The 22,942-nt window shown below is 70.1% G+C and carries 26 protein-coding genes; 5 read left to right on the forward strand and 21 right to left on the reverse strand.

The genetic code is table 11. The annotated features are described in order from the left end of the window. Positions 1–61: 61 nt before the first annotated feature. The 4 genes from FE256_RS12485 to FE256_RS12500 all read right to left on the reverse strand — a co-directional run bounded on the left by FE256_RS12485 (position 62) and on the right by FE256_RS12500 (position 4,414). On the reverse strand, positions 62–472 hold the full coding sequence (locus tag FE256_RS12485; protein ID WP_138176101.1) for a dehydrogenase: 411 nt from the start codon (positions 470–472) through the stop codon (positions 62–64). Positions 473–600: 128 nt separating this feature from the next. Further along, positions 601–1,257, reverse strand: a complete 657-nt coding sequence (locus tag FE256_RS12490; protein WP_171024326.1) for a hypothetical protein — start codon at positions 1,255–1,257, stop codon at positions 601–603. A 45-nt stretch (positions 1,258–1,302) separates the two neighbouring features. Further along, positions 1,303–1,812: an amino-acid N-acetyltransferase gene (locus FE256_RS12495; RefSeq protein ID WP_138176103.1), complete on the reverse strand. Its 510-nt coding sequence runs from the start codon at positions 1,810–1,812 to the stop codon at positions 1,303–1,305. A 76-nt stretch (positions 1,813–1,888) separates the two neighbouring features. Further along, the gene (locus FE256_RS12500; RefSeq protein WP_138176105.1) at positions 1,889–4,414 is read right to left on the reverse strand and encodes an ATP-dependent Clp protease ATP-binding subunit; all 2,526 of its coding nucleotides are present in this window, start codon (positions 4,412–4,414) and stop codon (positions 1,889–1,891) included. A gap of 190 nt (positions 4,415–4,604) precedes the next feature. Here FE256_RS12500 and FE256_RS12505 point away from each other — a divergent pair, with 190 nt between their 5' ends. The 3 genes from FE256_RS12505 to FE256_RS12515 are packed head-to-tail and all read left to right on the forward strand — an operon-like array spanning position 4,605 to position 6,075. Then, positions 4,605–5,231 (forward strand): hypothetical protein, encoded by a 627-nt coding sequence (locus FE256_RS12505; RefSeq protein WP_138176107.1) that lies wholly within the window; start codon positions 4,605–4,607, stop codon positions 5,229–5,231. Next, complete coding sequence (locus FE256_RS12510) at positions 5,231–5,845, forward strand: hypothetical protein (RefSeq protein WP_138176109.1); 615 nt, start codon at positions 5,231–5,233, stop codon at positions 5,843–5,845. The genes FE256_RS12505 and FE256_RS12510 overlap by 1 nt, the downstream gene beginning before the upstream one ends. After that, on the forward strand, positions 5,842–6,075 hold the full coding sequence (locus tag FE256_RS12515; protein WP_138176111.1) for a helix-turn-helix domain-containing protein: 234 nt from the start codon (positions 5,842–5,844) through the stop codon (positions 6,073–6,075). The genes FE256_RS12510 and FE256_RS12515 overlap by 4 nt, the downstream gene beginning before the upstream one ends. 1 nt (position 6,076) lies before the next feature. Here FE256_RS12515 and FE256_RS12520 read toward each other — a convergent pair whose 3' ends face one another. The 3 genes from FE256_RS12520 to FE256_RS12530 all read right to left on the reverse strand — a co-directional run bounded on the left by FE256_RS12520 (position 6,077) and on the right by FE256_RS12530 (position 8,556). Next, positions 6,077–6,799, reverse strand: a complete 723-nt coding sequence (locus FE256_RS12520) for a hypothetical protein (protein ID WP_138176114.1) — start codon at positions 6,797–6,799, stop codon at positions 6,077–6,079. 40 nt (positions 6,800–6,839) lie between these two features. After that, the gene (gene cls, locus FE256_RS12525; RefSeq protein WP_138176150.1) at positions 6,840–8,303 is read right to left on the reverse strand and encodes a cardiolipin synthase; all 1,464 of its coding nucleotides are present in this window, start codon (positions 8,301–8,303) and stop codon (positions 6,840–6,842) included. A gap of 67 nt (positions 8,304–8,370) precedes the next feature. Further along, positions 8,371–8,556 carry an olfactory receptor family 2 protein gene (locus FE256_RS12530; RefSeq protein ID WP_138176116.1) on the reverse strand — a complete coding sequence of 62 codons (186 nt, stop codon included), beginning with the start codon at positions 8,554–8,556 and terminating at the stop codon, positions 8,371–8,373. Between the two features lie 138 nt (positions 8,557–8,694). Between FE256_RS12530 and FE256_RS12535 the strand changes: the two genes are divergently transcribed. Beyond that, positions 8,695–9,852, forward strand: a complete 1,158-nt coding sequence (locus FE256_RS12535) for a DUF4192 family protein (protein ID WP_171024328.1) — start codon at positions 8,695–8,697, stop codon at positions 9,850–9,852. Here the strand turns inward: FE256_RS12535 and lysS are convergent. From lysS to tilS, 13 genes are all read right to left on the reverse strand, one after another. Next, entirely contained in the window at positions 9,803–11,329 is a 1,527-nt protein-coding gene (lysS, locus tag FE256_RS12540) for a lysine--tRNA ligase (protein ID WP_138176120.1), read from the reverse strand. The two genes, FE256_RS12535 and lysS, sit on opposite strands and share 50 nt — an antisense overlap. A 90-nt stretch (positions 11,330–11,419) precedes the next feature. Beyond that, positions 11,420–12,274 carry a pantoate--beta-alanine ligase gene (gene panC, locus FE256_RS12545; protein WP_138176122.1) on the reverse strand — a complete coding sequence of 285 codons (855 nt, stop codon included), beginning with the start codon at positions 12,272–12,274 and terminating at the stop codon, positions 11,420–11,422. Then, positions 12,271–13,002, reverse strand: a complete 732-nt coding sequence (locus FE256_RS12550; RefSeq protein WP_138176124.1) for a DUF2520 domain-containing protein — start codon at positions 13,000–13,002, stop codon at positions 12,271–12,273. Before FE256_RS12550 ends, panC begins: the two co-directional genes overlap by 4 nt. Beyond that, entirely contained in the window at positions 12,999–14,681 is a 1,683-nt protein-coding gene (locus tag FE256_RS12555; RefSeq protein ID WP_252371008.1) for a PH domain-containing protein, read from the reverse strand. Before FE256_RS12555 ends, FE256_RS12550 begins: the two co-directional genes overlap by 4 nt. After that, entirely contained in the window at positions 14,678–15,277 is a 600-nt protein-coding gene (locus tag FE256_RS12560) for a PH domain-containing protein (RefSeq protein ID WP_138176126.1), read from the reverse strand. The genes FE256_RS12555 and FE256_RS12560 overlap by 4 nt, the downstream gene beginning before the upstream one ends. After that, positions 15,219–15,716: a DUF3180 domain-containing protein gene (locus tag FE256_RS12565; RefSeq protein WP_138176128.1), complete on the reverse strand. Its 498-nt coding sequence runs from the start codon at positions 15,714–15,716 to the stop codon at positions 15,219–15,221. Before FE256_RS12565 ends, FE256_RS12560 begins: the two co-directional genes overlap by 59 nt. Continuing rightward, positions 15,713–16,240, reverse strand: a complete 528-nt coding sequence (gene folK, locus FE256_RS12570; RefSeq protein WP_138176130.1) for a 2-amino-4-hydroxy-6-hydroxymethyldihydropteridine diphosphokinase — start codon at positions 16,238–16,240, stop codon at positions 15,713–15,715. The genes FE256_RS12565 and folK overlap by 4 nt, the downstream gene beginning before the upstream one ends. After that, positions 16,237–16,605, reverse strand: coding sequence for a dihydroneopterin aldolase (gene folB / locus FE256_RS12575; RefSeq protein WP_138176132.1), 369 nt, complete (start codon positions 16,603–16,605; stop codon positions 16,237–16,239). The genes folK and folB overlap by 4 nt, the downstream gene beginning before the upstream one ends. Then, positions 16,605–17,396: a dihydropteroate synthase gene (gene folP / locus FE256_RS12580; protein WP_138176134.1), complete on the reverse strand. Its 792-nt coding sequence runs from the start codon at positions 17,394–17,396 to the stop codon at positions 16,605–16,607. Before folP ends, folB begins: the two co-directional genes overlap by 1 nt. After that, complete coding sequence (gene folE, locus FE256_RS12585) at positions 17,393–17,983, reverse strand: GTP cyclohydrolase I (protein ID WP_138176136.1); 591 nt, start codon at positions 17,981–17,983, stop codon at positions 17,393–17,395. The genes folP and folE overlap by 4 nt, the downstream gene beginning before the upstream one ends. Positions 17,984–17,989: 6 nt before the next feature. Next, entirely contained in the window at positions 17,990–19,993 is a 2,004-nt protein-coding gene (gene ftsH / locus FE256_RS12590) for an ATP-dependent zinc metalloprotease FtsH (RefSeq protein ID WP_138176138.1), read from the reverse strand. Between the two features lie 148 nt (positions 19,994–20,141). Next, positions 20,142–20,693 carry a hypoxanthine phosphoribosyltransferase gene (hpt, locus tag FE256_RS12595; RefSeq protein WP_138176140.1) on the reverse strand — a complete coding sequence of 184 codons (552 nt, stop codon included), beginning with the start codon at positions 20,691–20,693 and terminating at the stop codon, positions 20,142–20,144. A gap of 23 nt (positions 20,694–20,716) precedes the next feature. Then, positions 20,717–21,718 carry a tRNA lysidine(34) synthetase TilS gene (tilS, locus tag FE256_RS12600; RefSeq protein WP_138176142.1) on the reverse strand — a complete coding sequence of 334 codons (1,002 nt, stop codon included), beginning with the start codon at positions 21,716–21,718 and terminating at the stop codon, positions 20,717–20,719. Positions 21,719–21,937: 219 nt separating this feature from the next. Here tilS and FE256_RS12605 point away from each other — a divergent pair, with 219 nt between their 5' ends. Further along, positions 21,938–22,471, forward strand: a complete 534-nt coding sequence (locus FE256_RS12605; RefSeq protein WP_138176144.1) for an inorganic diphosphatase — start codon at positions 21,938–21,940, stop codon at positions 22,469–22,471. Positions 22,472–22,526: 55 nt separating this feature from the next. Here FE256_RS12605 and FE256_RS12610 read toward each other — a convergent pair. Continuing rightward, a partial coding sequence (locus FE256_RS12610; RefSeq protein ID WP_138176146.1) for a M23 family metallopeptidase occupies positions 22,527–22,942 on the reverse strand: 416 nt, incomplete at its 5' end.

Here is a 22,942-nt window from a genome sequence, read left to right on the forward strand (position 1 = left end):
GCCGAGCGGTCAGCGAGCAGGAGTTATGCCCGCCCGCAGCAGCCGGCCCCGCCGGGAGCCGTCAGGCGTCGAGTGCGGCGAGCACGTCCGCGGGGCTCGCCTGGATCGGGTGCGGACCCGCGATATCGATGAAGACCGTCGTGATCTCATCGCGGTGACGGTCGAGGAAGGCGCGCAGCCACTCCGGGGACTGCAGTGCGACGTGCGGCGGCAGCGTCTCGGGCTTGTGCGCCGCGTCGCTGAAGAGCAACAGCGCGATCTGGCCCGTGTTCGGGTCGCGGTACGTCCATACTTCGCCGACATCGAGCGGGTTGTCGGCGTCTCCCGCGCGCATGAGCGGCACGACCGTCGGTCCGTGCCGCAGCGCGAAGGCGATGGCGGCCATGTCCTGGGTCTGCAGAGCGTCGGTGAGGGCGGTGTTCTTGAAGTCCACGTCGAGCTTCTTCCCCTTGCGCTTCTTTCCACCGGCCATCCCCCGAGCCTATCCGCGACACCACTCCGCCCGGACGGCCCGGCGGGGCTCGGCTGACCCTCGGCAGAGAGGACACCGCGCAGACCGAAGGAAGGGGCGGATGCCATTCGGCATCCCCCCTCCTCGAGTCACCGGAGGATGAACGAGGCCGTGCCGGCCGAGGGGATGCCACCGATCGACACGCTCAAGTGGTACGTCGCGCCGCCGCCCGGGGCGAACGGACGCTCGCTGTCGCACGAGCCCACCGATGAGCGCGTCCGGTCCCACGTCAACGGAGCCGCACTGGTCACCTGCTGACCGGCGGTCAGCGTCACCTCCATGTCGCTCGGCTCGGACTGGCAGTCGGTCGAACGCCACCACACGTCGGATCCGCTCGTGACCGTGAACGACTGGGCGCTCGTGCCGACGTTCATCGTGCACGGGTTCGCCGAGGTGTTGGTCAGACGGATCGAGAGCTGCGGGTTCTCACCCTGGCCGTACTCGGCCTTGTCGGAGAGAGCCTCGACGGTGATGTCGCCGGGCGCGCACTCGACCGGTCCGGCGGGCGCGCTCGGCGACGGGCTCGCCGTCGGACTCGGCGAGGGCACGACGTCCGTTGCTGACGGCGCGGGGGCCGCGGAACTCGCGACCGGGGCAGGATCAGCGGTGGGAGCGGAACGCCACGGCGGCGCCGCGACGAGCCACACGACGAGGCCGATCACGAGCAGCGCGAGGAGCGCAGCGGCGAGACGGCGCCGACGGTAGACCGCCGGGGACGGCCGCCGCCTGCGGGGGGCATCGGTCATCGTTCCAGCGTAGGCGGCGCGGCTGTGCGCCCACGCCATCCGCGCTTACAACTGCTTGAGCATCCGTGTGTTGCCGAGCGTGTTCGGCTTCACGTGCGCGAGGTCGAGGAATTCGGCCACTCCCTCGTCGGGGCTGCGCACGAGCTGCGAGTACACGTCGGGGTCGACGACCTGCTCACCGATCGGGGCGAAACCCCGACGCGTGAAGAAGTCGACCTCGAAGGTGAGGCAGAACAGGCGACGGACGCCGAGGTCGCGCGCGTGGCCCTCGAGCTTCTCGACGATGGCGCGACCGATTCCGTGGTGCAGCCAGTCCTCGTGCACGATGAGCGTGCGGATCTCACCGAGGTCCTCCCACATCACGTGAAGGGCACCGCAGCCGATGACCACGCCGTCGACCTCCGCGACGACGAACTGCTGCACCGAGCCGTACAGCACCACGAGGTCTTTGCCGAGCAGAATTCGCTTCTGCACGTACGGCTCGAGCAGCGCGTGGATGCGTGCGACGTCGGCGGTTCCGGCGGGGCGGACGACGAACGGCGCGGGGGAAGTCATCGTCCCAGGGTACGCCGCGACGACGAAGGGGGCCCGGATGCCATGGCATCCGGGCCCCCTTTCGGACCGTTGGTCGTCAGCTGCCGGCGACGATGTCGGGAGTGGCCGAGATTTCTCCGGCCGTGCCGACACCGATCGCGACCTTCTCGCCGCGCGGCGCGCTCTCGAACGTGAACTGACCGTTCTCGACGGCCACCTTCACGTGGTCACCGGGCTCGAGCTCGCCGTGCAGGATCTTCTCGCTCAGACGGTCCTCGACCTCGCGCTGCATGGCGCGGCGCAGGGGGCGAGCACCGAGGGTCGGGTCGAAACCGATCTCGATGAGCTTGTCCTTGGCGTCATCCGACACTTCGATGGTCATGTCGCGATCGAGCAGACGGTCGGCCAGACGCTTGGTGAACAGCCCCACGATCTGGCGGAGTTCGTCCTTGTTCAGCTGCGGGAAGACGATGACGTCGTCGACGCGGTTGAGGAACTCGGGCTTGAAGTGACGCTTGAGCTCTTCGTCGACCTTGCCCTTCATCCGCTCGTAGGAGGTCTGCGCACTGCCCTCGACCTGGAAACCGACCGGTCCACCGGCGATCGCCGACGAACCGAGGTTGGTCGTCATGATGATCACGGTGTTCTTGAAGTCGACCACACGGCCCTGACCGTCGGTCAGGCGACCCTCTTCGAGGATCTGCAGGAGCGAGTTGAAGATGTCGGGGTGGGCCTTCTCGATCTCGTCGAAGAGAACGACCGAGAACGGCTTGCGGCGCACCTTCTCGGTGAGCTGGCCACCCTCCTCGAACCCGACGAACCCGGGAGGGGCACCGAACAAGCGCGAGACGGTGTGCTTCTCACCGAACTCCGACATGTCGAGCGAGATCAGCGCACCCTCGTCGTCGAAGAGGAACTCGGCGAGCGCCTTGGCGAGCTCGGTCTTCCCGACGCCCGTGGGGCCGGCGAAGATGAACGAGCCCGAGGGACGCTTCGGGTCTTTCAGGCCCGCGCGCTGACGGCGGATCGTGCGCGAAAGCGCCGCGATCGCCTGCTCCTGGCCGATGACGCGCTGGTGCAGCGCCTTCTCCATGAACATGAGGCGGCTGGTCTCTTCCTCGGTGAGCTTGAACACCGGGATGCCGGTCGCCTGAGCGAGCACCTCGGCGATCAGGCCCTCATCGACCACCGCGTGCGAGGCGACGTCGCCCGAACGCCACTGCTTCTCGAGACGCAGACGCTCCGCCAGGAGCGACTTCTCCTCGTCGCGCAGGGATGCCGCCTTCTCGAAGTCCTGCTCCTCTGACGCCTGCTCCTTCTGCTCGCGGACCTTGGCGATCTTCTCGTCGAACTCGCGCAGCTCGGGCGGGCTCGACAGGATCGACAGGCGCAGACGCGCGCCGGCCTCGTCGATCAGGTCGATGGCCTTGTCGGGCAGGAAGCGGTCGCTGATGTAGCGGTCGGCGAGGTTCGCCGCGGCGACGATCGCGCCGTCGGTGATCTGCACCTTGTGGTGCGCCTCGTAGCGGTCGCGCAGCCCCTTCAGGATGTTGATCGCGTGGGGCAGGCTCGGCTCGGCGACCTGGATCGGCTGGAAGCGGCGTTCGAGAGCGGCATCCTTCTCGAAGTGCTTGCGGTACTCGTCGAGAGTCGTCGCACCGATGGTCTGGAGCTCACCACGGGCGAGGAGGGGCTTGAGGATCGACGCGGCATCGATCGCGCCCTCGGCGGCACCGGCACCCACGAGGGTGTGGATCTCGTCGATGAAGACGATGATGTCGCCGCGCGTACGGATCTCTTTCGTGACCTTCTTCAGGCGCTCCTCGAAGTCACCGCGGTAGCGGGACCCGGCGATCAGCGAACCGAGGTCGAGCGAGTAGACCTGCTTGTCCTTGAGCGTCTCGGGAACGTCGCCCTTGACGATGGCCTGCGCGAGCCCCTCGACGACGGCCGTCTTTCCGACACCGGGCTCGCCGATGAGAACGGGGTTGTTCTTCGAGCGACGCGAGAGGATCTGCATGACCCGCTCGATCTCTTTCTCGCGCCCGATGACGGGGTCGAGCTTGTTGTCGCGCGCGGCCTGCGTGAGGTTGCGACCGAACTGGTCGAGCACGGCCGAGCCACCCTGAGCGGCACCCTGGCTCTGCTCGCCGGCGCCGGAGGCGACACCTGCGGGCTCTTTGCCCTGGTAGCCCGAGAGGAGCTGGATGACCTGCTGACGGACCTTGTTCAGATCTGCGCCGAGCTTGACCAGCACCTGCGCGGCGACGCCCTCGCCCTCGCGGATGAGGCCGAGCAGGATGTGCTCGGTGCCGATGTAGTTGTGTCCGAGCTGCAGCGCTTCGCGCAGCGACAGCTCGAGGACCTTCTTCGCCCGCGGCGTGAAGGGGATGTGACCGGTGGGCTGCTGCTGGCCCTGACCGATGATGTCCTGCACCTGCTCGCGGACGGCGTCGAGCGAGATGCCGAGGGACTCGAGCGCCTTGGCGGCGACACCCTCTCCCTCGTGGATGAGGCCGAGGAGAATGTGCTCGGTCCCGATGTAGTTGTGGTTGAGCATCTTCGCCTCTTCTTGGGCGAGCACAACCACGCGACGGGCACGGTCGGTGAATCTCTCGAACATCCTCAGTCCCTCCAGGAATGGGCTGACAGGCACGCCTCCGCGCGCCGTACATCGAGAGTAACCAGCGCCCGGATGCCGCGGACCCGTGTTCGCCGTGGGCATAGCCGTCGCGACGCGGGACTTGCGTGAGGCATCGACAATCGATAATTTATCGAAAGTCAATAACAACGATCATCGATAAGGAGTCGTCATGGCATCCCCCCGTCCGACCTCCCGCTCCCTCTCGCGCGGCGACACCGTCAGCCTGCTGCTGTTCCTCGCCGCCGGTGTCGGGCTCGCCGTCTGGGCCGTCGTGCACAGCGTCGTGACCATCGTCGACGCCCTCCCCAACCGCGACGTCCGCGTGGCGATGCCTTTCCTCCACACCGCGGCGCAGGCCCCGCTCGGCCCCGACGGTGCACCCGTCTCCGTCGAGCTCGGCTCGGGCGTCGTCGTCGCCCCCGAGCTCCCGCTCGCGTCGCTGTGGGCGCTCGTGATCGCGGAGGTGCTGTTCGCGGTCGTGGTCGCGACCGTCGTCGCCCTCCTCCTGGTGTTGACGATCGGCATCCTCCGCGGGCAGATCTTCAGCAGGCGCAACACCGCGATCGTCACGACGGTCGGAGCCGTCACCCTCGTGGGGCTGGCCGGCGTGCCGTTCTTCCAGAACATGGTCGCCAACGGCGCGCTCGCCCGGATCTCGGAGTACGGCTACGACCGCGGACTCGTGCAGACGATCGACCTGCCGGTCCTCCTGGGCGCGGCGTTCGTCGCCGCGGTCGCCGGCACCGTGTTCTCGGTGGGCGACCGTCTGCAGCGCGATACGGTAGGACTCGTGTGATGACGAATCGCCCCGAGGTCTCCCCGCGCATGGAGCACGGAATCGTCCTCCTGTTCGTCGCGGCAGGGCTCGTGATGGGCCTGGCCCTCGCTCTCCCCGCCGTGCGCGCGGCCATCGGGATCGCGATGGGCGACGGCGGATTCAGCCTCCTCACCGAGGCCCCGGTCCCGGTGACAGCCGCGGAGAGCGAGCCGGTCATCGTCTCGGCGCGATACGAATCGGCGTGGGTCGTGGCAAGCGGGCTGAGCGTGTCGGCGCGCACTCTCCTCGTCCTCGGTGCCGCGTTCGGGGCCCTGACGACCTTGCTGACGGTCGGGGCGCTGAACCTCTTCTTCCTGCTCCTGCTGTGGAGACGCCCCTTCCACTCGGCACTGGTAACCGCCACGCGGGTGGCGGGCGCAGCCCTGCTGATCGGCGGCGTCTTCGCGGCGGGCCTGGGCGGGCTGGGGCGGATGATGGCCGCCGACGAGCTGAACCCCTCCGCCGGAGGCGTCTTCCTGGTCGGCTCTGCCTTCGACCCGGCCTGGGCGCTCGTCGGTGTCGGCGTCCTGGCGATGTCCGTCGTGTTCTCGTACGGCATCCGCCTGCAGCGCGACACGGAAGGACTCGTATGACCCCGGCGGCCGAGGACGACGGACCCAGCGGCATCCACTGCCGACTCGACGAGCTGCTCGCCGAGCGGGGCATGACGCTGACGCGCTTGAGCGAGCTGGTCGGGGTGAGCATCGTCAACCTGTCGGTGTTGAAGAACGACCGCGCCCGCGCGATCCGCTACTCCACGCTGGCCGCGATCTGCCGCGCGCTGGAATGTGAGGTGGGCGACCTGCTCGTGCTGCAGCGCTGAGTCAGCCCTGCCCCAGCACCGGGATCGGACCGTCCGAGGCGATGTTGCCGCCCGACAGGGTCAGCTCGACGGGGTCCTCACCGGCGATGCCCGTGAGGTCGGCGAGCGACACGCGAGGGGCCATGTCGGCGGTGCACACCTGATCGGCGGGAGGCTCGGCGAACGTCACCGCGGCGCCACCCTCGACGGAGGTCACCGCCTCGACCTGGGGGCGGCAGGTGGAGCTGCCCCACGTCAGGATCGCGGCGAGACCGTCGCCGACCCACCCGGCACTGGGGGCGAACTCCGTCACCGCGGCCGGTGGCGTCGCCAGCGCGGAGACTGACGCCGTGCCCTCGACGGCACCGGTGACGACGACATCGAGCGGACGCGTCGGGTCTATCCCGGCGGGAAGCGCGACGTACGTCGCCCGAGGCGCGAAGTCGCGGGTGCACGGACCGTTCTCACGGTCGACCAACTCGATCGTGAGGGTGTCGCTCGCGAGAACGGCATCGCCCGACGCCACCGGGACGCACGACGAGCTTCCTCGCGTCACCACCGCGATGCCGCGGCCGGCGTCGAGCCAGCCCGCGCTGACGTCCGTCGAAGGAGCGGGGGTCGTGGCATCCACGGGCGGCTTCGTCTCGGGCGAGGACGCCGCGCCCGAAGCACAACCGGTCAGGAGACCGGCTGCGAGGAGACCGACCCCCAGTACAGCGGCCAGAGAAGCGGGACGGCGAGTCATCGGAACCTCCGGAGGGCTGTGGGGATGGGATGCCGGTCGCTCATTGCAACGCCGAGGTGAGCCGCGCAAGGTTGTCGAGGATCGTGGAGCGCAGCGGCTGGCGTCGCCATTCCTCGACCGTCAGCTCGCGACTGAGAGTGCGGTACACGTCTTCGACACGCCGCATGTCGCGGACGAACTCCTCGCCACGCACGAGCATCGAGATCTCGAGATTGAGACCGAAGGAGCGCATGTCCATGTTGCTCGACCCGATGACGGCGACCTCGTCGTCGATCGTCAGGCTCTTGCTGTGGAGGATGAAGGGCTTCCGGTACATCCAGATCTTCACGCCGGCGGCGAGCAGCGCCTCGTAGTAGCTGCGCTGGGCGTGGTAGACCATCGCCTGGTCGCCCTCTTCGGAGACGAACAGCTCGACGTGCACCCCGCGCTGGCACGCGGTCGTGATCGCCAGCAGAAGCGCCTCGTCGGGCACGAAATAGGGGCTCACGATGATGATGCGCTCGCGCGCAGCGAAGAGAAGGCCGAGGAACAGCTTGAGGTTGTTCTGGAAATCGAAGCCGGGGCCCGAGGGAACGATCTGGCAGTCGAGGTCGCCGGGGCCGGACTCGACGCTGAACAGGTCGATCTCGTCCGTGAGGGTCTCATCGGTCTCGCTGTACCAGTCACTGAGGAAGACGGCGTTGACGCTCGCGACGACGGGGCCTTCGACGCGGACCATGAGGTCGACCCAGTGGAGGCCCCGGCGGATGTTCTTCTTCAAGTTGTAGGTCGAGTCCGTGACGTTCTGCGAGCCCATGAAGGCCACGCTCCCGTCGATGACCAGCAGCTTTCGGTGGTTGCGCAGATCAGGGCGCTGGTACCGGCCCCGCAGCGGCTGGACGGGCAGCATGAGGTGCCAATGCGCACCCATCCGGTCGAGGCGGTGAAGGGTCTGGCGGTAGTACGGCTTCCCGCGGTTGGCCCAGTGATCGAGCATGACGCGCACGACCACCCCGCGCGCGGCCACCTCTTCGAGGGCGCGGAAGAAGTTGTCGGTCGCCGCGTCGGCCTGCAGGATGTAGAACTCGACGTGCACGTAGCGGTCCGCCCGTCGAATGGCTTCCGCCATCGCGTCGAGACTCTCCTGGTAGTCGGAGATCAGGGTCGCCGCGTTGTCGCCCGCGATCGGCATGGCGCCGAGGTTGCGGTTGAGGCGGACGAGCGCGCGGAACCAGTCGGGTGCGTTCGGGCGGAGGGTGCCGAACTCGAGCGACTCGCTCGTGTCGTGGATGTAGCGGTTGATGTCGGCCTGTTTGCGGCGGCGTGTGCGCGGCAGGCGCGGGTTGCCGATCAGCAGGAACAGCAGCACGCCGACGAACGGGATGAAGTAGATCGCCAGCAGCCAGGCCATCGCCGCCGTGGGGCGGCGGTTGCGCGGGACGATGATGACCGCGGCGATGCGCACGACCAGATCGATCACGAAGAGCGCGATGACGAGCCAGCTCGCCTCGAACGTGGTGTCGATCACAGTGCCTCCTGGGCGGAATGTCCCCCCAGCGTAGTGATCGCCCCCGACACGCGGGGCATGCCGCTCAGGGGGTGGTGCCGTCGGAAGCCGGGAGCCCGCGCTTCGCGCGCTCCTGCGCCTCGATGCGCGCGTACGCCTTGCGCTCGGTGCGATCCATCCGGATCACGCTGCGCAAGATGAAGAAGAAGACCGCCGAGACCACGATGGTCGGCAGGATCGACCACAGCACGGCTGCCCACATTTCGTCCACGTCACCAGGATACGGGCAGCGCCTGAGCGTCGGGCGGGAGAGCAGCCCCTCCTCCCCAGGGCGCAACCTCTCCCGCCTCTCCCCAGATCACGGCTTTCCGCCCGCGACACGATCCGCGCCTGCGCCAGTCTCATGGCCATGTCAACGATCGTCCGCGCCGGATCCCCCGCCGAGTTCCTCGCCCTCGTCCCCCACCTGCTCGGGTGCACGCCCCGGCAGAGCCTCGCCGTCATCACGTTCGCCGGAGGCCGCTCCCTGGGCGCGCTCCGCGTCGACCTTCCCGATCCCGCCGTGTCCGAGGTCGACAGCATCGCCTCGACCGTCATCGGGATGGCGTGCAAAGTTCCCCGGACGGATGCCGTGGCGGCCGTCGTCTACACCGATCTCCGTCTCACGGATGTCGAGGACACTCCGCATCGCGCGCTCGTCGAGGCGCTCGTGGCCCGGGCCGACATCTGCGGCCTTCGCGTCACCGATGCGCTGATCGTCGGCCCCGACGGATGGGACGGCTATTTCTCTCCCGCCGCGGACGGGCCGCGGTCGCTCGACGAGATCGCGGCGGATCCGGGCGTGCCCGGTCTGCCCGAGGTCGACGGTGACCAGTTCGCGGCCGCGATGCTGCCCTCGGCCCCTCCCTCGGAGGCGAGTGCGGTGTACCGCCTGCTCACCGACATCGAGCATCTGCTCGCCCGATCGAAGGAAGGTCGGCGGCTGCCGGCGCGCCGCCGCGCGGCCGCAGGGCGCGTCCTCGACGACGTGACCGATCCTCCGGCCGTTTTCGAGAGGTTCGTCGCTCCGGGGATTCCCCTCGACGCCGACGCGATCGCCGCGGTGTCGTTCTGCCTGCAACGACCCGCGCTGCGCGATGTGGCCCTCATGCAGTGGGTCGGGGACATCACGACCGGCGACGCCACGTACGGCGCGCAACACGCCTACGGGGAAGGGCATCCGTTCCCCGCAGACCTCGCACGCCCGATGTGGGGCGAAGGGGCCCACCCGGATCCCTCTCGCCTCCTTCGCGCGCTCGATCGCTGCCGATACGTGGCCGCGGCCACACCGCGGGAGGGACGCGCGGGCCCCCTCGCCGCCTGCGCATGGCTCGCCTGGGCGACCGGTCGGTCGACCCACGCGTCCGCCTACGTCGCACAGGCGCTCGAGATCGACGCAGGTCACGGCCTCGCCGACATCGTCCGGACATTGACCGACCGGGGCCGGCTGCCCGAGTGGGTGTTCGAGCGCGAGTCGGTTACTTCACCAGGGGGAACAGGATCGTCTCTCGGATCCCGAGACCGGTGATGGCCATGAGCAGGCGGTCGATGCCCATGCCCATGCCACCCGTCGGGGGCATGCCGTGTTCGAGAGCGCGCAGGAACTCCTCGTCGATCGGCATCGCCTCGTCGTCGCCGCGCGCAGCCAGCTTCGCCTGCTCGGTGAAGCGCTCGCGCTGGATGACCGGGTCGACGAGCTCGGAGTACCCCGTCGCGAGCTCGAAGCCGCGCACGTACAGGTCCCACTTCTCGACGACGCCCGTGAGCGAACGATGCTCGCGCACCAGCGGGCTCGTGTCGACCGGGAAGTCCATGACGAAGGTGGGGCGGGTCAGGCCGCCCTTGACGAAGTGCTCCCACAGTTCTTCGACCCACTTGCCGTGCGTCTCGTGAGCGGGTGCGTCGACGCCGGACTCGGCTCCGAACGCGCGCAGCTCGTCGAGAGTCGTCTCGGGCGTGATCGTGCGACCGGCGGCCTCCGACAGCGAGCCGTACATCGAGATACGGTCCCATTCGCCACCGAGGTCGTACTCGGTGCCGTCCGCCCACGTCACGGTCGTGGAGCCCGCGACCGCGATGGCGGCATCCTGGATGAGGGTCTGCGTCAGGTCGGCGATGCCGTTGTAGTCGGTGTACGCCTGGTACGCCTCGAGCATCGCGAACTCGGGGCTGTGCGTGGAGTCGGCGCCCTCGTTGCGGAAGTTGCGGTTGATCTCGAACACCCGGTCGATGCCACCGACGACGGCGCGCTTGAGGAACAGCTCGGGGGCGATGCGCAGGAACAGCTCGGCGTCGAAGGCGTTCGAGTGCGTGATGAACGGACGGGCGCTCGCGCCGCCGTGCTGCACCTGCAGCATCGGCGTCTCGACCTCGACGAAGTCGCGCTCGGCGAACGTGCGCCGGAGGCTCGCGTTGACCTTCGCCCGAGCCAGCACCGTCTCGCGTGCCCGATCTCGCACGATCAGGTCGAGGAAGCGGCTGCGGACGCGGCTCTCCTCGCTCAGCTCGGAGTACATGTTGGGAAGGGGAAGGACGGCCTTCGCGGCGATCGTCCACTCCGACACCATGATCGACAGCTCACCCCGGCGGCTGGAGATCACCTCACCCGACACGAACACGTGGTCGCCGAGGTCGACGAGCTCCTTCCAGGCCTGGAGCGACTCGTCACCGACGTTGGCGAGCGAGACCATCGCCTGGATCCGGCTGCCGTCGCCGGCCTGCAGCGACGCGAAGCAGAGCTTGCCGGTGTTGCGACTGAACACGACACGACCCGCGACGCCCACCGTCACGCCCGTCTCGGCCCCGGCTTCGAGGTCGCCGTAGCGAGCGCGCAGCGCGGGGATCGTGTCGGTCACGGGCACGACGACCGGGTAGGGGCCGCCCGCGGCGTCGGCGCGCTCGTCGAGCAGACGCTCACGCTTGGCGAGACGGACCGCCTTCTGTTCGAAGACGTCGTCCTCGGTCGGTTCGGCGTCGTTCGCGGGCGCAGCGGGCGCGTCAGTCATCGGGAGGGCTCCTCGGGGTCGCATCGAGTTTATCGGCGGCACGACGGGCGTTTCCCCCGAGCCGCGACCGCGTCCGGTCGCCACCGCGCGTCAGCTCAGCGAGATCTCGGCGTTGTCGATGAAGCGGTGTCCGCCGACCGTCGCGGCGATGAGCGCGATCGCCCGGCCGCGATGGCCGTCGTCGACGGGCAGGAACGTCTCGGGATCGACGACCGAGAGGTACTCCAGGCCGATGCGCGGCTCCCCCATGAGCGAGGACTGCGCCGCCGCGATGCAGGAATCGACTCCGAGGTCGGCATTGGATGCCGCGGCCTCCAACGCCAGCGGGAGCTTCGCGGCGGCACGGCGGTCGGCGGCATCCAGCAGGCCCACCCGGCTCGAGATCGGGAGCCCGTCCTCGGCGCGCACCGTCGGGACCAGCGCCGTGTCGATGTCGAAGTCCAGGTCGCGGATCATGCGCCGGACCAGGAAGGCACGCTGCAGATCGCGCTCACCGTAGACGGCGAGGTCGGGGCGGACGACATGGAACAGCTTCGCCTCGACCGTGAGCACCCCGTCGAAATAGAACGGCCGCACGCGCCCCTCGTACCGGAGACCGAGGTCGCCCGCCGAGACCCGGGTGGTCGCGGTACCGGCGGGGAGGAACTCCGCAGCCGTGGGCGCGAACACGAGATCGACGCCGAGCTCGCCCAGAAGGTCGGCGTCCGCGTCCGGGGTGCGGGGATACGCCGCCGTTTCCTCCGCTGTGCGGAAGCGCAGCGGATTGACGAAAGTCGACACGACCACGAGGTCGGCCCGCTCGCGTGCGGCGCGGATGAGGTCGACGTGGCCGTCGTGGAGGGCCCCGAGCGTCGAGACGAGCGCGACGCGCGCAGCACCGCCCGGGCGATCTGCGCTTCTGGCCTCGGCCAGTCGGGTACGCAGATCCTCGATGGTGCGGATCATCCGTCGATCGTAGCGTCCGGTGGCACACCGTCCGCGCCGGCCGGACCTGTCCCCTCGACGAGCGCCTGATCGACGCTCGACCGTACGAGGGCGGACAGATACGCTCCCGTGTTCTCGACCCCGACGCCCGCGAGCAGCGTCGCCGACTGACGCACGATCGATCGGGAGAACTGCGTCGCCGTGGCCACCGCCTCGGCGTACGCCGGCCGATCGGTCTCGGCGATCACGACCGGCTCGCACCCCAACTCGACGGCCAGCGCCTGCGCGATCGGCAGCACCGGGGCGGGGGCCGTCACGGCCGCGTACGCCTGGGCGAGCTGGCGCAGATCGATCGACGAGGCACCCGTGAACACGATCGCCGGATGGACCGCCAGGGGGATGGCCCCGCACCGCAGGGCCGGAGCGAGCACCTCGACGCCGTAGACCGGGTCGGTGTGCAGCACCAGCTGCCCCGGTTGCCACGCACCGACGTCGGCCAGACCCGCCACGAGCCCGGCCAGCTGATCGTGCGGCACGGCGATGACCACGAGCTCGCTGCGGCGCACGACCTCTTCGGGCGGCAGCACCGGAAGCCCCGGCAGGATCGCCTCCACGCGGTCGTCGTCCGACCCCGACGTGATGCCCGTGAGCGCGTGTCCCGCGCCCGCGAGCGCCGCCCCCACGACCGGACCTACGCGCCCCGCGCCGATGATGCCGACGCCGAGCCGACCGTCGCGACCGCCGTTCATCGGGCCCACCGGTGGCTGCGATCGTCGGCCGCGGCGGCGACGGTGGCGCGCGCGGTGTCCTCGAACAGTGCGACCGCGGCATCCCGATCCAAAGCCCCCACCGACGTCTGCACCGTTCCCGCAATCACGTGGGCGGCGAGGGTCGCCGTGCGCGTCGCGCGAGCGACCGGCCCCTGCCGCAGCCCCACCGACTGCAGTCGCGCCAGCGGCACGACCGTGAGCGTGCGGCGCGCCCACCCGCGCCGCAGGAACAGCGCGTCGGCCGTGAGGACGGCGCCGTTGCGCCGCCAGGAGAAGGGCCGCAGCAGGCGCGCTCGCGACGGCGTGATGACGTACGGGTCGTCCTCGACCGGCCCGAGGATGCCATGACGGAAGACGTAGGTCCACTCCTCCGGCGGCAGCGCCGGGGCGAGGATCCGCAGCACCTTCTCGACGTCGTCGCGCGTACCGATGGGCAGGACCGCGGCGAACGGGTCGGTGCTCGCATCGGTCGACCCGCGCCCCGACAGCCGGTTCACCGAGACGCTCCACCAGCCGAATGGACGCCACAGCAACGGCTGGTGCACCTCGATCGCGTGGACGCGCCCCGGGGGCACCACTTCGCTGATCGTCGTGAACAGCCCGAACGTCAACCGCACGCCGTCGGAGCTGGGCGCGATCGAGTACCGCAAGCCTCGCGCGATCGAGCGCACGTAGTACGCACCGAAGCCCAGGAACGCCGGGACGATCGTGAACAGCAGCCACAGCGTCGACATCGACGCCGCGATCCCGATGGCCACGATGAGCACCACGAGCATCAGGGTCGATCCGCTGAGCACCCGCGAGGCGACGAGCCGGCCGAAGGGGATCCGCACGATGCTCTCGGGCTCGGCATCCGAGAAATCCTCGCCGTCGACGATGTTCTGGATGCCGGCTCCCACAGCCCCGGCCGCCTGCTGCACGAGCGACCCCCCGGTGACACCGACGGCGCGTTCGGCACGACGGCGTCCCGACGCCAGACGCAGGATGTCGCCGCGCACGGTCTCCGCGGCACCGGCCGAGAGATACTCCAGCTTCACGTTCGAGTCGAGGCCGGCACCGACCACCTCGAGCTTGGCGAGTCCCAGCAGACGCGCCACCATCGGCCGCGTGAGGTTGACGCCCTGAACACGGTCCAGGGGCGCGCGCCGGTGCGTGCGGAAGAGCACGCCCGAGCGCACCTCGACATCGTCATCGCTGATGCGGAACGTGTGGAACCGCCAAGACAACCGGAAGGCCACGAGGAGCACGATCAGCACCGCCAGGGCACCACCGGCGGCGATGAGGATCAGGTTGTTCGCGAAGAGGAAATCGACCGGGTCGGGAGGCAGGACCCCCGGGGGCAGATCGGTCACGGACGGCAGGAACAGTTCGAGCAGACGCTCGCGCATGTTGGCCACGATCACGCCGATGACCACGAGAAGAAACAGGCCGCCGCGCAGCAGCGGCGTCAGCGGGTGCAGCCGCTGCCACTCGCCGTCGCTCAGCGGCGAGCGCACGACCGTGCGGGGCGGGGCGTCGTCCGAGGCCGCGGCAGCACCCGCCGACGCAACACCCGCCGGCGGCGGGCCCCACGCCGGATCCGGCGCCGAGTAGCCAGGAGCCGACGCATCGGGTCCCGGAGCAGGGTTCGACGCGTCGGGGATCGAGGGGTCGGTCACAGTCCGGTCCGTCGGGTCTCGGCGACGTCGATGAGCGTGTCGCGCAGCTGCTCGGCCGCACCCTGCGTCAGGCCGGGGATCGTCACGCCCGTCGAGGCCGCGGCGGTGACGAGCTTGAGTTGCGCGATGCCGAAGCCGCGGTCGAGCGGCCCGTGCGTGATGTCGACGAGCTGCATGCGCCCGTAGGGCACCGCGACGACGCGCTGCCAGAGGATGCCGCGGCGGAAGACGAGATCGTCATGGCGCAGCTGATAGCCGAAGGACCGGGCCTGTCGCGGCGTGATGATCATGCCGATCGCGGTCACCAGGAGCACGACACCCGCCGGGATCCACTGCCAGGCCACGCCCGTGATCGCCTGCGCCACGCCCGCCGCAGCGAGCACGAGCACGAATACGGCGCCCTGCGAGATCATCTGCACCCGGACGTACGCGCGGGCGAGCTGGTGCCACGTGCCGTCGCCGAGCGGCAGTCGGCCGGGTCCTCGGGGCTCGAGGACGCGCGAGTACGTGGCGTCGTCGAGGACGGATGCCGCCGGCTCAGGCCGCGGGGGCACCGGAGTCGGGGCGCGCTCCGGGAGATCCGGGGTGTTCGTCATCGTCGTCCTTCCGGATGGTGCACAACTGCTCGGCCACGAGTCCCGCGACGACGAGGACGGCACCGCACACGGCCGTCGCGATGATCGATCCCCACGAGCCTAGCGACGGAGTGAACGGACGGGTGGAGACGAAGGCGAGAAGCCCCAGGGCGAAGCCGGTCGCCGCGGCGCCCACGAGCGACGAGGCCTTGGCGAGCATCGCGATACGCAGGGCCCGGAACGGATCGATGCGACGGCCGATGCGCCCCCGGGACGCGCGGAAGATGGGAACGGCGACCGCGACCACGATCGCCCCCAAGAGCACGAGCACCGTCGGCAGACTCGCCGCCGGCACGAACGTCGGCCGTCCGGCGGCCGTGAGACCCATGTCGAGGAGGAACCCGATCACGCCCCCGGCGAGCGCTGCGACGATGAGGATCGTCGCTCCGGTACGCTTCACGATCCGTCTCCGCGCAGCGCGACCAGCAGGGCGTCCACCCGGCCGCGGCCGGGGATCTCGGCATCCGGATCGATCTGCAGCCACGGGGCCAGCACGAACTCCCGCTCGTGTGCGCGCGGATGCGGCAGGGCCAGACGCTCGTCGTCGATGCGCGCATCGCCGTAGACGATGAGGTCGAGGTCGAGCGTGCGATCGCCCCACCGTTCGCGGCGGACGCGGCCGTGGTCGGCCTCGATGCGGTGCAGCTCGTGCAGCAGCGTCGATGGCGCCAGCCGCGTCTGCAGCAGCGCCACGGCGTTGAGATAGCGCGGCGCGGTCTCGTCCGCGCCGGCGAGGGTGACGGCTACCGTCTCGATGGGTTCGGACACCCGCACCTCCGTCGTCAACGGGAGCCGCTGCAGCGCGGAGACGGCGGCGGCGAGGGTCTCTGCGCGCGCGCCGAGGTTGGCGCCGAGAGCCACCACCGCGGCCACGGGACGATCGGCAGGAGGATCGCCGATCCCGTGGGCCAGCCGAACGCTCATCCGCGCCCCCGCCGGATCGTGACCGACACGTCGCCGAAGGGCACCGTGATCGGAGCGTGCGGCTTGTGCACCGTCACCGTCACGAGGACGACACGCTCGTCCGCGAGCACGTCGTCCGCGATGCGCTGGGCGAGCGTCTCGAGCAGGTCGGCCGCGTCGCCCTCGACGATCGCGACGATGCGTTCGGCGAGCTCGCCGTAGTGCACGGTGTCGACGACGTCGTCCGTCTCGGCGGCGGGCCGGAGCGAGAGCTGCAGGACGACGTCGACGACGAACTCCTGCCCCTCGCGCTTCTCGTCGGGGTACACGCCGTGGAATCCGTGGGCGCGCACCCCCGTCAGCGTGATCTCGTCGGCGAAGTCCATCAGGCCTCCCAGGCGCGGGCGACGGCGAGCGCGTCGCGGGTGGTCGAGATGTCGTGCACGCGTACCGCCCACGCCCCGGCGCGGGCGGCCAGGACGCTGGTGACGGCGGTGGCGAGGTCGCGGCGCGAAAGGTCGGCGTCCTCGCCGAGCGCGTCGGCGAGGAAGCGCTTGCGGCTGGTGCCGACCAGCACGCGGCAACCGAGGGCCGTCAGCCGCGGCAGGGCGCGCAGCGTCCGCCAGTTCTGGACACCGCGCTTTCCGAAACCGATGCCCGGGTCCAGCACGATGCGCTCGCGCGGGATGCCGGCCGCCTCGGCCGCACGGAGTCGCTCCGCGAGCTCGCCCGCGACCTCCGCCGCCACGTCGTCGTAGTCGGCGTGGGCGTACATCTGCGACGACGGTCCGCGCCAGTGGCCGAGGGCGATGTCGGCATCCGTGTCGGCGACCGCGGCGAGCATGTCGGGATCGGCCAGACCGCCCGAGACGTCGTTGACCAATCGCGCCCCCGCGGCGACGGCCGCGCGCGCGGTGGACGCGTTCATCGTGTCGATGCTCACGAAGAGCCCCGCGGATGCCAGCGCCTCGACGACCGGCAGGACGCGCTGCTGCTCGATACGCGGCGCGATCCGGTCGGCACCGGGTCGCGTGGACTCGCCGCCCACGTCGAGCAGGTCGGCGCCCTGCGCACTCAGCGAACGCGCGTGGGCGATCGCGACGTCGGGGTCGAGGAACCGGCCGCCGTCGCTGAACGAGTCGGGGGTGACGTTGACGATCCCCATCACGAGGGTCACGGGCGCCCCCTGCCGATCAGAGCCACCAACTCGGCACGAGCGACGGGGTCGGTGTAGACCCCGCGCGCGGCGATCGTGACGGTCGAGGCGTTGGGCTGGCGGCCGCCGCGCATCGTGACGCACTCGTGCGTGGCATCCAGGACGACCAGCACGCCGCGCGCGTCGAGCGCACCGGCGATCGTGTCGGCGACCTGCTCGCCGAGGCGCTCCTGCACCTGCGGACGGGCGGCCAGGATGTCGATGACCCGCGGCAGCGCGCCGAGGCCGACGACCTCTTCGCCGGGGAGATACGCCACGTGCGCCCGCCCGCGGAAGGGCAGCAGGTGGTGCTCGCACATCGAGCGGAACGCGATGTCGCGCAGCATCACGGCGCCGGAGGGCAGGGTATCGGGCGCCGGCCCGCGGCTCACCGAGATCGTGTGCTGCAGCGGGGCACCGGCATCCTGCCCCACTCCCCCGAAGAACTCGCTCCAGGACTCCGCCACCCGCGCCGGGGTCTGCCGCAGGCCCGGGCGATCGGGGTCTTCTCCGATCGCCTCGAGCAGCTCGCGTACGAGCGCGGCCACGCGCTCCCGGTCGACGGCCACGGCGCCTTAAGCGGTGGCCGGACGCGTCTGCCCGCTCGGCCGCCGCTGCGGCTGGGTCGCGGTCTGGGCGTCGGCCTCGACGGACGCGGCGACGCCGGCCGTGTCAGGGCGGCGGGGGACCTCGACCGGCGGCAAGGTCGACACCGGACGGTCGCCCGACGACAGCCACTGCGGGCGCGGGGGCAGGCGCTTGACGTCCGTGAAGATCTCGGCGAGCTCGATGTGGTCGAGCGTCTCTTTCTCGAGCAGCGCGAGCGCAAGGCGGTCGAGCACCTCGCGGTTGGCGTTGATCACCTGGTAGGCCTCGTTGTGCGCCTGCTCGATGAGACCGCGCACCTGCGCATCGACGCGCTCGGCGATCCGCTCCGAGAAGTCACGGCCGTGACCCATGTCGCGGCCCATGAAGACCTCGCCCGACGACGAGCCGAGCTTGACCGGCCCGACATCCATGGTCATTCCGTACTCGGTGACCATCTTGCGGGCGATGCTCGTGGCCTTCTCGATGTCGTTCGAGGCGCCGGTCGTGGGGTCGTGGAAGACGATCTCTTCCGCCACGCGGCCGCCCATCGCGTACGTGAGCTGGTCCTGCAGCTCATTGCGCGTCACGGAGTACTTGTCGTCCAGGGGCAGGACCATCGTGTAACCGAGGGCCTTGCCGCGCGGGAGGATCGTGACCTTGGTGACGGGGTCGGTGTGGTTCATCGCCGCCGCCGCGAGCGCGTGTCCGCCCTCGTGGTAGGCCGTGATGAGCTTCTCCTTCTCGCGCATCACGCGCGTGCGGCGCTGCGGCCCCGCGATCACGCGGTCGATCGCCTCGTCCAGCGCACGGTTGTCGATGAGCTGCGCGTTCGAGCGCGCCGTGAGCAGCGCGGCCTCGTTCAGCACGTTGGCGAGGTCTGCACCGGTGAAGCCGGGCGTCTTGCGCGCCACGACCTCGAGGTCGACGGACTCCGACAGCGGCTTGCCGCGACCGTGCACCTCGAGGATGCGCTGGCGCCCCTTGAGGTCGGGGGCGTCGACGCCGATCTGCCGGTCGAAACGGCCCGGGCGCAGCAGCGCCGGGTCGAGGATGTCGGGACGGTTGGTCGCGGCGATGACGATGACGTTGACCTTGGGGTCGAAGCCGTCCATCTCGACGAGCATCTGGTTGAGCGTCTGCTCGCGCTCATCGTGCCCGCCGCCCATACCGGCGCCGCGGTGGCGGCCGACGGCGTCGATCTCGTCGATGAAGATGATCGCCGGCGAGTTCTCTTTCGCCTGGTTGAACAGGTCGCGCACACGGCTCGCGCCGACACCGACGAACATCTCGACGAAGTCGGAACCCGAGATCGAGTAGAAGGGCACGCCGGCCTCACCGGCGACGGCACGCGCGAGAAGGGTCTTGCCGGTTCCGGGAGGGCCGTACAGCAGCACACCCTTCGGGATGCGGGCACCGACCTCTTCGAACTTCTTCGGGTCCTTGAGGAAGTCCTTGATCTCCTCGAGTTCCTCGATCGCCTCGTCGGAACCCGCGACATCCTGGAAGGTCACGGTGGGCGTCTCTTTTGTCACGAGCTTCGCCCGCGACTTGCCGAACTGCATCACCTTGCTGCCGCCGCCCTGGGCGCTCGAGAGCAGCCACCAGAAGAGCAGACCGAGCAGCACGAGGGGGAGCATCAGCGAGAGGAAGCCGTCGAACCAGCCCGGTCGTGGAACCACGTCGTTGAAGCCGTCCGAGGGCGCGGCGGTGTCGATCGCGGTGGCCACCTCGGACGCGCGAGCCTTGCCGTAGTAGAACTGCACGGTGTCGGCGCCCTCGAAGGGCTGCGAGAGCTTCAGATCGACGCGCTGGTCGACGTCATTCGTCGTCGACGAGGTCACCGTGCCGCCCTTGAGCAGCTCCAGACCCTCTTGCGTGGAGATCTGGCGTGCTCCGCTCAGGTTCGAGATGAGCGAGAAGCCGATGACCAGAAGCAGACCGACCAGCAGAACGTAGATGATCGGATTGCGCGTGATCTTCTTGAAATCCATGGTGGGCGAGCCCAGCCCTTTCGTGATCCGCCGGGAAAAAGCGGTGCAATCAGGCTAACGCCCGCCGGCTATGCCGAGACTGTGCGTTCGTCGTGGGCGTACGCGGGTGATGGATGCCACGCCCCGGCGCCCGGCATCCCCGCCGTCGTCAGGAGTAGACGTGCGGCGCGAGCACGGCGACGTCGCGCAGGTTGCGGTACGTCTCGGCGTAGTCGAGGCCGTAGCCGATGACGAAGTCGTTGGGGATGTCGAAGCCCACGTAGCGGCAGTCGACCTCGACCTTCATGGCATCCGGCTTACGCAGGAGCGCGAGGACCTCGACCGACTCGGCCCCGCGCGAGGCGAAGTTCTCGAGCAGCCAGCTGAGGGTCAGGCCCGAGTCGATGATGTCCTCGACGATCAGCACGTGCTTGCCGGTGATGTCGGTGTCGAGGTCCTTGCGGATCTGCACCACGCCGCTGGAGCGCGTGCTCGCCCCGTACGACGACACCGCCATCCAGTCCATCGTGACGTGCATCGGCAGGTGCCGGGCGAAGTCGGCCATGACCATGACCGCACCCTTGAGCACGCCCACCAGTACGACGTCGCGACCGGCGTAGTCGGCCGCCACCTGGGTGGCGAGTTCGGCGAGCTTGCCGTGGATCTGCTCCTCGGTGAGGAGGACTTCGCTGATGTCGTCGGAGATGTCGGCCGCGCGCATTGGGCAAGTCTACGCAGGCGGATTCAGGATGCCGCGCGCGCGACGATCTCGATCCGGCCGCCGACCCGACGTGCCAGGCAGCCCGGCAGATCGATCGGGCCCTGGCCGCGCCAGTCGGTGGCGAGGCGCGCGACCTCGAGGGTCTGCGTCCGGGTGAGGGCGACGCCGAACTCGCTGTCGACCACGTACCGCACGATACGGTTGCGCAGCGCGGCGGGGTTGGCCGCCAAGGCCGCGACCGACACCGAGATGCCGGCCTCGGCGTGCTCGACGATGTCCTCGATCGTCTCGTCGATCATCTCCTGGAACGCCGCGGCGTCCTCGCGCAGCTGATCGGCGGTGCGCGCGAGGGCCTCGGCGACGCCGGGGCCGAGCTCGGCCTCCAGCACCGGCAGCACGTTCTCGCGCACCCGCACCCGCGCGAACGCGGGGTCGGAGTTGTGGGGATCCTGCCACGGATCGAGCCCCTGCGCCTCGCACGCGGCGACCGTGGTGGCTCGCCGCACGGAGAGGAGCGGTCGCAACAGGACCGTTCCGGTGGCATCCCGACGCTCGGGCGCCATGCCCGACAGGCTCACCGACCCCGACCCGCGCGCGAGGCCGAGGAGCACCGTCTCGGCCTGGTCGTCGAGAGTGTGGCCGAGCAGCACCGCGTCGGCTCCGACCTCGGCGGCCGCGCGCGCCAGGGCCGCGTATCGCTCCGCGCGGGCCGCAGCCTCGGGACCGTCCCCCGCGCGCACCTCGACCGCGACCACCCGGGCCGGCAGCCCGAGCCCGCGGGCCGCGTCCGCCGCCCGCTCCGCGATCACGGCGGAGCCCGGCTGGAGCCCGTGGTCGATCACGACGGCCTCGGCCCGGATGCCGTGCCGCGGCGACTCGAACGCGGTCGCCGCCGCGAGCGCGAGCGAGTCCGCACCGCCCGAGAGCGCGACCACGATGGCACCACTGCGCCCCTCGAGGCTCGCCCGCACCGCGCGCCGCACCTCCGCGACGGCGGGGTCGAGTCCGGGTCGCCGCTCCTGCATGGCATCCACGCTATCCGTCGACGCCCGGGCGCGCGCACTCACGGGCCCCCGCGAACACAACGCAGGAAGTCCGTCGTCCGAGCACGGCGGGCGGCCGGGAATCCGCGGGCCCCTCGCAGATCTCCTTCGTCGTGTCGCGGTGAGCGGCGAAGCCGACGGCGGCGGGAGCGCCACGGCTAGGCTGGGCGGCGGAAAGCCACCGATCTAAGGAGCACACGTATGGGCGCGTACGACGCCGTCATCGAGATCCCGCGCGGCAGCCGCGTGAAGTACGAAGTCGACCACGGCACCGGCCGGGTCTTCCTCGACCGCATCCTCTACACGGTGTTCGGCTACCCGGCCAACTACGGCTTCTTCGAGAACACCCTCGGCGAGGACGGCGACCCGCTCGACGTGCTGGTCCTCCTCGACCGCGACCTCTACCCCGGCATCCTCGCGAAGGTGCGCCCCGTCGGCGTGCTGAAGATGAGCGACGAGGCCGGCGGCGACGACAAGGTCGTCGCGGTCCTCGCGAAGGACCCCCGCTGGGACCACATCCAGGACGTCGGCGACATCGACGAGTGGACCAAGAAGGAGATCTCGCACTTCTTCGAGCACTACAAGGACCTCGAGCCCAACAAGTGGGTCAAGGTCGACGAGTGGGCGGATGCCGCCGAAGCCGAGCGCCTGGTCGACGAGGCGTTCGCGCGCTTCGAGGAGCACGACGCCCAGACCAAGACGCAGGGTGAGGGCGAAGCCCCCAACACCCTCTGACCTCTCCGGTCACGACGAAGCCCCCCGGTCCTGGACCGGGGGGCTTTCGCGTTGCTCAGACCCAGATGCCGCGATCGCGGAGCCACGGGGCCGGGTCGGTCGTCCCGCCCCACGGCGGGTAGACCTCGAAGTGGAGGTGGCAGCCGAAGGAGTTTCCGGTCTGCCCGGTCGCGGCGATCTGCTGACCGGCCGAGACGCGCTGACCGTTCGAGACGTAGATGCCGCCGTTGACGATGTGCGCGTATCCGGTGCCCGACCCGTCGTCGTGCTGGATGCGGATGTAGTTGCCGTAGCCGCCGTTGTAGCCGGCGTAGGTCACGCGGCCGCTCGACGCGGCGTAGATGGGCGACCAGCATCCGGCGCCGAAGTCCAGGCCGAGGTGCCACGTGCTCGCGCAGTAGCTGGAACCGCACTGGCCGGTCCGAGGACCGTAGCCCGAGGTCGTCCCAGCCGAGGAGGGCCGAGCCCACC

This window comes from Microbacterium sp. 5K110, from assembly GCF_005774735.1.
Taxonomy (GTDB): domain Bacteria; phylum Actinomycetota; class Actinomycetes; order Actinomycetales; family Microbacteriaceae; genus Microbacterium.